The organism is Massilia sp. CT11-108, from assembly GCF_047302915.1.
In the GTDB taxonomy this organism is placed as follows: Bacteria; Pseudomonadota; Gammaproteobacteria; order Burkholderiales; family Burkholderiaceae_D; genus Telluria; species Telluria orientalis.
Map to the genome: position 1 here is coordinate 1 of NZ_JBKYMO010000358.1, position 6,011 is coordinate 6,011.

A 6,011-nucleotide genomic window follows, 5' to 3' on the forward strand; every position below is an offset into this window, starting at 1 on the left:
CCCCGGGCGCCACCGCGGCGGCGGCCCTGACGGACGAAGCGGCGGCAGCATCGACCAGCGGCACGCTGCCGGTCCAGGCGCTGCTCGAGGAATACGATTTGCCTCCGGCCGGCTCGGCCGTGGATGTGATGGTCGACCACCTGAAAGTCCTGGCGGGCAAGGAGCCGGAGCGGGTGGCGGAAGTGGTCAAACAATGGGTGCAAAAGAAAAATGCCGGATCTGAACAATAACGACGTGCAGGAAGCAGTGCTGAGCCCGGTCGAACAGGCCGCAATCGTATTGCTGTCCATTGGTGAAGAACCGGCTGCGGCCGTTCTGCGCTGCCTCGAACGCGAGGAATTGATCGAACTGACCCAGGTGATGAGCCGCATGAGCGGCATCAAGGTCGACGCCGTGAAGAACTCGATCCAGAAGTTCTTCGACGACTACCGCCAGCAGAGCGGCCTGCACGGCGCTTCGCGCAGCTACCTGAAGCGTTCGCTCGACCTGGCCCTGGGCAGCGAGATCGCCAATTCCGTGCTCAACACGATCTACGGCGACGCCATCCGCCCGATGATGGCGCGCCTGCAGTACGCATCGCCGAAGTGGCTGGCCGACTACATCGCCGCCGAACACGTGCAGATGCAGGCCGTGTTCCTCGCCTTCCTGCCGCCCGCGCTGGCCGGCCAGATCATCGATGCGCTGCCGGAAGGCAGCCGCGAGATGGTCCTGCTGAACCTGGCGCGCCTGGAAGAGATCGACCGCGACCTGCTCACCGAGCTGGAAGAGCTGGTGCAGCGCTGCCTGTCCGCGCTGGACACGCAGAGCGCCACCGTGGAAGGCGTGCGCCAGGCGGCGGACATCCTGAACCGCCTGCCGAACAACCGCGCCACGATGGTCGAGCTGCTGCGCGCGCACGATCCGGATGTCGTGTCGAAGATCGAGATGTCGATGTACGACTTCTTCATCCTGTCGAAACAGACCGAGCAGACGATCACCCGCCTGCTCGACGAGATTCCGCTGGAGCAGTGGGCGATCGCGCTCAAGGGTGCCGAACCCGCGCTGCGCGACGCGCTGCTCGGCGCGATGCCGAAGCGCCAGGCACAGAGCTTCGAGGACCTCATGAAGCGTTCCGGCCCGGTGCCGATGTCGCGCATCGTGCAGACGCGCCAGGAGATCATGGCGCAGGTCAAGGAGCTCGTCGACAACGGTGAGATCGAAGTCCAGCTGTTTGCCGAGGCGACTGCCGAATGAAGCAGTTCCGGCCTTATCACTTCCCGCCGCTGGCGCAGTTCATCGCCGCCGGCGCGGCCAAGGGCGCGCAATCGTCGTCCTCCGCCACGCCGACCGAGGACTGGCAGAGCGCGGTGGCCGACGGCTATCGCCAGGGCCAGCGCGAAGGCTATGAAGTCGGACTGGACGAAGGCCGTGCCGACGGCTATGACGCGGGCCATGCCGAAGGCGTGGAGCGCGGCATCGCCGAAGGCCGCCAGCAGGCGCTGGCCGAACTGGAGCAGATGGCCAAGCCGGTCGACGCCATGCTGCGCAGCCTGAAGAAGATGAAGACCGAATTCCGCAACGCCCAGCGCAAGGAAGTGGTGGACCTGGTCGGCAAGATCGCCCGCCAGGTGATCCGCGCCGAGCTGGCGCTGCAACCCGTGCAGATGCTGAACCTCGTCGACGAGGCGCTGGCCGCGATGCCGCCGACGCGCGACGAGGTGGAAGTGTTCATGAATCCGGAAGAACTCAAGCGCATCCAGGAACTCGATCCGAAGCGCGCCAAGAAGTGGAACCTGATGTCCGATCCCGCCCTGGACCTGGGCGAGTGCCGCGTTCGTGCGGGCGACCATGAAGTGGACGCCGGCTGCCAGAACCGCCTCGCCGCCTGCATGACGCAAGTCCGCGAAAGCCTGGACTCGGCCGCGAAGGAGGACGCCGAGTGAGCGCACTGGCCGAAACCCTGCGCGCGCTCGAGATCAAGGCCCCGCCGGTCGCGACGCCCACCGGGCGCCTCGTCGCCGTGCAGGGCCTGCTGCTCGAAAGCGTGGGCTGCCGCCTGCACACGGGCCAGCGCTGCCGCGTCGAGACCGTCGACGGCTCGTGGCTCGACGCGCAGGTCGTGGGCTTCCGCGACAAGGTCACGTACCTGATGCCGTTCAAGCAGGCCGACGGCCTCGTGACCGGCGCGCGCGTGCTGCCGGCCACGGGCCCGTCCAGCATCCAGATCGGCCCGTCGTGGATGGGCCGCATGGTGAACGGCCTGGGCGAACCGATCGACGGCCGCGGCAAGCTGGGTGGAGAGGAAACCCTGTCGACGACGCCGCCGAAGGTCAACCCGCTGCGCAAGGCCCCGGTGGAAGAACCGCTGGACGTCGGCGTGCGCGCGATCAATTCGATGCTCACGCTCGGCAAGGGCCAGCGCGTCGGCCTGATGGCCGGTTCCGGCGTGGGTAAATCCGTGCTGCTCGGCCTGATCACGCGCCAGACCGTGGCCGACGTGATCGTCGTGGGCCTGATCGGCGAGCGTAACCGCGAGGTGCGCGAATTCGTCGAGAAGTCGCTCGGCGCGGAGGGTTTGCGTCGAGCTGTCGTCGTCGTGGCGCCGGCCGATGAAAGCCCATTGATGCGCGTGATGGCGACGGAACTGTGCCACTCGATCGCGGCGCATTTCCGCGACCGCGGCCAGAACGTGCTGCTGCTGTGCGATTCGCTGACGCGCTATGCGATGGCGCTGCGCGAAGTGGCGCTGTCGCTGGGCGAGCCGCCGGCCACGCGCGGCTATCCGCCGTCGGTGTTCTCGAACCTGCCGCAGCTCGTCGAATCGGCCGGCAACGGCGAAAACGAACAGGGCAGCATGAGCGCCATCTACACCGTGCTGGCGGAAGGCGACGACCAGCAGGACCCGGTCGTCGACAGCGCCCGCGCGATCCTCGACGGCCACATCGTGCTGACGCGCGAACTGGCCGAACGCGGGCACTACCCGGCGATCGACGTGGCGCAATCCATCAGCCGCTGCATGGCGCAGGTGGTGACGCCGGAACACTCCCAGGCGGCGCGCAAGCTGAAGGCCGCGCTGGCGAAGCATGCGCGCGTGCGCGACCTGATCCCGCTCGGCGCGTACCAGCCGGGCGCCGATCCGGAAACCGACCGCGCCGTGAAGCTGCACCCGCACATCGAGGCGTTCCTGTGCCAGGGCACGCGCGAAGACGCGCCGTTCGCGGACTGCGTCGACCAACTGAAAGCGATGATGGCATGAGCAAGCGCGAGACGATCACCAGCCTGGACACGCTCGTACGCGTGCGCAGCACCGAAGTGGAACGCATGCAGACGGCGCTGGCGAAGAAGGAGGCGACGCGTGCGCGCTACCAGGCCAGCGTGGAGCGCCTGACGGCGTTGGCGGAAGACAGCGGCCCGTCGGGGCAGCCGGCCGGCGCACGCGCGCTGTCGCCGGCGCTGGCCATCAACTGCGGCAATTACAAGCAGGCCGTGTTCGCGCTGGCGGATACGCACCGGACCGACCTGCAGTTGCACGAGGCCGACATGGCCGTCGCGCAGAAGCACCTGGCCCAGGCCTGGACGCGGCGCGAGCTGCTGGGCAAGGTGCTGGAGCAGCACGAGGTCGCGTATGCGCGTGCGCAGGAACGCACGCAGCGCAAACGCGAAGACGAGATCGCCACGCAGTCGTGGCTGGCAAAGAACGTATAAGCAGGAGAACCGATATGGCAACGAGCGCGATCACCGCCCCCACCTACGACCCGACCAGCACCGCCAAGGCCCTGGCCGACAAGTACATCGAAGGTGCACAGACCCAGCTGACCACGCAGACCAATACGGCGAACGCCACGGCCAAGGCCCTGACGACGCTGAGCTCCGCGATCTCGGCTTACCAGACGTCCCTCGCCAGCCTGGCCGGCGTCGGCAAGTCGATGCTCGCCCAGAGCGCCACGTTGTCCGACACGACGCTCGGTACGGCCACCGCCAACTCGACCGCGGCGCCCGGCGCCTACAGCGTTTTCGTCAAACAGGTGGCCACGCCGAGCCAGATCGCCTACAACCTGGGCGACTTCGACCTGAGCGCGGAACAGCAGCCCGATGGCACCTACCAGCCCGGCGTATTGAAGCTGAACCTGGCCGACCCGTCCGACCTTGCCGCGACCCCGGTCACCATCAACGTCGACCTCGCCGCCGCCGATGCGGACAAGAACGGCACGCTCACCGCGCGCGAGCTTGCGGTGGCCATCAACCAGTCCGCCGACAATGGCGGCAAGGTCACGGCCGGCATCGTCACGATCGGCACCGGCGCCAGCGCGACGTCGCGTCTCGTGCTGTCGTCGACGAAAACCGGCGCGGCGAACACCATCTCGCTCGATACGACCGGCGTGCTCGACGCCAACCTGCAGTCCGCCCTGAACGCCGCGCCCACGGTCATGAGTACGGCCCAGGACGCCATCGTCAACTTCGGCGATCCCACCGATCCCACGACGGAAGTCACGCAGGCGTCGAACATCTTCACGAACATCGACGGCGTATCGTTCACGGCGACCAAGGCCCAGGCGCCGGGCGCCACGCCGATCACGCTGACGGTGGGCGGCAACGCCACCGGCACGACGGCGAACGTGCAGGCGTTCGTCGACGCCTACAACAAACTCAAGAGCGCACTCGACGGCCTCCTCTCGTCGGGCGATGCCAAGAACAACGTCGCGGCCGGCGCGTTTGCTCACGACGCGGGCGTGACCGCGCTGCGCAACCGCGTCGTCGACCTGCTGCGGCCGAGCGGCGTGCTGTCGCTGGCCAGCTACGGCATCACGGCCGCGCACGACGGCACCCTCAGCCTGGATTCGGCGCGCCTGCAAAAGCAGCTGGCCGTCAATCCGACCGGCCTCGACACGCTGATCGGTACCGCCAGCACGTCGGCACCGAAAGGCATCGCGGGCTCGCTGAACACCTACCTGAACATGTGGAGCAACACGACCAGCGGCCAGATCCAGCAGCGTACCGACGCCAACAGCAAGCTGCAGTCGCGCCTGACCGAGCGCCAGACGGACCTCGATGACAAGTACAACGCGGCCTACCAGCGCTACCTGAAGCAGTACACCGCCCTGCAGGCCCTGCAGTCGACCATGCAAAACAATTCTTCGATGTTCAGCGCGCTGTTCAACAGCAGCTCATCCAACTGAGAGATTCGAGATGTCTTATACCGAAGCCTACAGCAGCTATCACGCCACCAGCCTGGACGCGCAAACGTCGCGCGCCTCGCCGATCGAACTCGTCCTGGTGCTGACCGATGGCCTGCTCGACGAACTGGCACGCGCCCGCGCCCACATCGTGGCCAAGCGCTACGAACAGCGCGCCCACAGCATCAACAAATGCGTCGACATCATCAACGGCCTGTCCAGCTCGCTCGATTTCGAGACCGGCGGCCAGGTCGTCGCCAACCTCGCCAACCTGTATGACTTCTGCGTCACGCACCTGCACGGCGCCGGCATCAAGCAGGACCCGGCGATGATCGACGAGGTCGTGCGCATCCTGACCACCATCCGCCAGGGCTGGGCCGGCGTACAGGCGCGCAATGGCTGACAGGACCGACCGGCTTGCACCGCTGGCGCTATTAGGCAATGCCCTGCAGGACGCCGCCGCGCGCCAGGACTGGGACCGGCTGGGCGAACAGGCCCGTGCCCTCTTCCCGGCCTTGAACGCGCTCGCCGCACAGGGGCCGTGGACCGCCGGGGAACGCGCCGCGCTGGAACGCGTGCGTGCCCAGCACGACACGGCCGCGCGCGAGGTGGCCGCCGCCGCGCGCGCGCTCGAACCGCGCCTGGAAGAGATGCGCGCCAACAAGGACGGCTGGATCGCCTACGCGATGCACAGCGAAACAGAATCAGGCGCAAGCCAGGAATGACCATGATGCTCAACACCGCAAACCCGTCCACGTCGGCCCCGCCGGCCGCCAAGCAGGCGAATGCCCCGGCTGCCGCCAAGGATGCACCGACCGCGGCGGCACCCACGCAATCCACGGCCGACGGCGCCGCGGT

General features: G+C 67.5%; 7 protein-coding genes and 1 pseudogene. All 8 read left to right on the top strand.

The genetic code is table 11. The annotated features are described in order from the left end of the window. Positions 1–230, top strand: a pseudogene (locus ACEN88_RS22705) (flagellar M-ring protein FliF); the annotation flags it as partial. Continuing rightward, entirely contained in the window at positions 211–1,233 is a 1,023-nt protein-coding gene (locus tag ACEN88_RS22710) for a flagellar motor switch protein FliG (protein WP_413343258.1), read from the top strand. The pseudogene ACEN88_RS22705 and the gene ACEN88_RS22710, both read left to right, overlap by 20 nt. Continuing rightward, positions 1,230–1,922 carry a flagellar assembly protein FliH gene (fliH, locus tag ACEN88_RS22715; protein ID WP_413343260.1) on the top strand — a complete coding sequence of 231 codons (693 nt, stop codon included), beginning with the start codon at positions 1,230–1,232 and terminating at the stop codon, positions 1,920–1,922. Before ACEN88_RS22710 ends, fliH begins: the two co-directional genes overlap by 4 nt. Next, on the top strand, positions 1,919–3,235 hold the full coding sequence (gene fliI / locus ACEN88_RS22720; protein WP_413343261.1) for a flagellar protein export ATPase FliI: 1,317 nt from the start codon (positions 1,919–1,921) through the stop codon (positions 3,233–3,235). The genes fliH and fliI overlap by 4 nt, the downstream gene beginning before the upstream one ends. Beyond that, on the top strand, positions 3,232–3,684 hold the full coding sequence (gene fliJ / locus ACEN88_RS22725) for a flagellar export protein FliJ (RefSeq protein ID WP_413343263.1): 453 nt from the start codon (positions 3,232–3,234) through the stop codon (positions 3,682–3,684). The genes fliI and fliJ overlap by 4 nt, the downstream gene beginning before the upstream one ends. Before the next feature lie 14 nt (positions 3,685–3,698). Next, entirely contained in the window at positions 3,699–5,156 is a 1,458-nt protein-coding gene (gene fliD / locus ACEN88_RS22730; RefSeq protein ID WP_413343265.1) for a flagellar filament capping protein FliD, read from the top strand. Positions 5,157–5,166: 10 nt separating this feature from the next. Continuing rightward, positions 5,167–5,556, top strand: a complete 390-nt coding sequence (gene fliS, locus ACEN88_RS22735) for a flagellar export chaperone FliS (protein ID WP_413343267.1) — start codon at positions 5,167–5,169, stop codon at positions 5,554–5,556. Further along, on the top strand, positions 5,549–5,878 hold the full coding sequence (locus tag ACEN88_RS22740) for a hypothetical protein (RefSeq protein ID WP_413343269.1): 330 nt from the start codon (positions 5,549–5,551) through the stop codon (positions 5,876–5,878). The genes fliS and ACEN88_RS22740 overlap by 8 nt, the downstream gene beginning before the upstream one ends. Positions 5,879–6,011 lie beyond the last annotated feature (133 nt).

What these genes read in the sequence shown, in the direction of transcription:
- fliJ (WP_413343263.1), top strand. Translation starts at nt 3,232, where the DNA reads ATGAGCAAGCGCGAGACGATCACCAGCCTGGACACGCTCGTACGCGTG.
- ACEN88_RS22740 (WP_413343269.1), top strand. Translation starts at nt 5,549, where the DNA reads ATGGCTGACAGGACCGACCGGCTTGCACCGCTGGCGCTATTAGGCAAT.
- fliH (WP_413343260.1), top strand. Translation starts at nt 1,230, where the DNA reads ATGAAGCAGTTCCGGCCTTATCACTTCCCGCCGCTGGCGCAGTTCATC.
- fliD (WP_413343265.1), top strand. Translation starts at nt 3,699, where the DNA reads ATGGCAACGAGCGCGATCACCGCCCCCACCTACGACCCGACCAGCACC.
- ACEN88_RS22710 (WP_413343258.1), top strand. Translation starts at nt 211, where the DNA reads ATGCCGGATCTGAACAATAACGACGTGCAGGAAGCAGTGCTGAGCCCG.
- fliS (WP_413343267.1), top strand. Translation starts at nt 5,167, where the DNA reads ATGTCTTATACCGAAGCCTACAGCAGCTATCACGCCACCAGCCTGGAC.